Genomic DNA, 1,517 nt, shown 5'->3' with positions numbered 1-1,517 from the left:
GCCTTCCGGCAGCCGGCGGCGGAGGCGGCGTCGCCCCGGGCGTCGGCCAGCGCGGCGGCGGAGAGGTAGGCCTGGTACTGGGCGCCGACCGCGTCCCCGGCCTCGGCGTAGGTGCGGGTGGCGTTCTCGGCGTAGCTGGCGGTGCCGGCGAAGATGCTGCGGCTGGTGGCCTGCGGGATCGGCACCCCGCCGTTGTCGACCGGGCCGGGGCGGGCGGCGATGAACGGGCCGAGGGTGTTGCGCACGTACCGGCCCAGGCCCGGGTCCTCGGCGTAGTCGCGGTCGCCGGTCCAGCGGTAGGCCTCGCCGGCCTGCTGGACGAGTTCGAACGGCGCGGGCAGCTCGCGGACGAAGCGGTCGGGGCTCCGGTAGTCGATGGCGCCGTAGCTGCGGGCGTCGAAGTTGAGCGCCCAGACCGGGTAGAGCTTGTTGACCTCGGTGGCGGAGGCCGCGAAGCCGCGCAGCATGGTCTTGTTCTCGGCGTCCAGGCCGAGCAGGTGGGCGCCGACCAGCTGGTGGGCGAAGTCGCGGCTGTAGAAGGCGGAGCGGAACGGGTAGCCGGCCCAGTAGGTGGCGTCGTAGGTGGTGGTGCCGGTGCCGCCGGGGTGGTTCTCGTCCTGGTCGAGCACGCCGGTGGCGCCGGCCTGCTGCACCCAGCTGTTGGCCTTGGCCTTGGCCCAGTCGAAGAGGGCGACGGCCTCGGGGTCGGAGGAGCTGATCACCGGGTCGTTGGGGGCGGCCGGGGCGACGGCGGCGTCGTCCACGTTGATCCAACCCGTGGGGGAGGAGCCGATGGTGAGGGTCAGCCGGTCGCCGGGGGCGACCCGGACCCGGGGGAGGGTGTACTTCGCGTAGAGGGACTGCTCGGGCAGCGGGAGGGAGCGCACCACGGTGCCGTTGACGCTCACCGAGAGGCTGCCGCCGGCGCCGCCCGTCGCGATCCAGGCGGACAGGTCGTAGCTGCCCGCGGTGACGGCGGTCACCTGCTGGCTCACCGCGTAGCCGGGGCCGGCGTCGAGGTAGGCGAGGCGGGCACCGCCGTGCGGGTTGTTGGTGGCGGTGCCGGTGTGGGCCGTGAAGGTCCAGCCGCCGGAGGTGCTGCCGGCGGTGGCGGCGCCGTTCGTGCCGTTCGTGCCGCTCGTGCTGCTCGTACCGTTCGTGCCGCTCTGCTCGAAGCCGGGGTCGGCGAGGACCAGCGGCTCGGTGCGGGTGAGCGTCCAGCGGTGGGCGGGGCGGTTGTCGCAGTGGTGGGCCACCGGGGCCGGGTCGGCGGTCAGGCAGCCGCCGGTGCCGCGGGTGGTGAGGGTGTAGGTGCCCTGCGGCGCGCGGGAGACGGTGAAGCGCTCGGCCTCGGGGGAGCTGCCGCAGTCGGCGGTGGCGGGGCGGCGGTCCGGGCCGCCGAGGGTGAGGCAGCGGCCGCTGGCGGCGTTCACGAGCAGGTAGTCGGTGCCGGCGCGGCGCAGCTGCCAGCGCTGGCTGAGCAGCCGCCCGCAGGCGGCGCCGACCACCGGGGTGCC

General features: G+C 75.5%; 1 protein-coding gene. It reads right to left on the bottom strand.

From position 1 onward, the window contains the following. Nucleotides 1-1,517, bottom strand: a 1,517-nt coding sequence (locus ACWDCZ_RS41290) for an RICIN domain-containing protein (RefSeq protein WP_449818713.1), incomplete at both ends; no start/stop codon positions are given.

This window comes from Kitasatospora sp. NPDC001225 (genome assembly GCF_053597855.1).
This window is presented reverse-complemented; position numbering and strand designations above follow the sequence as displayed.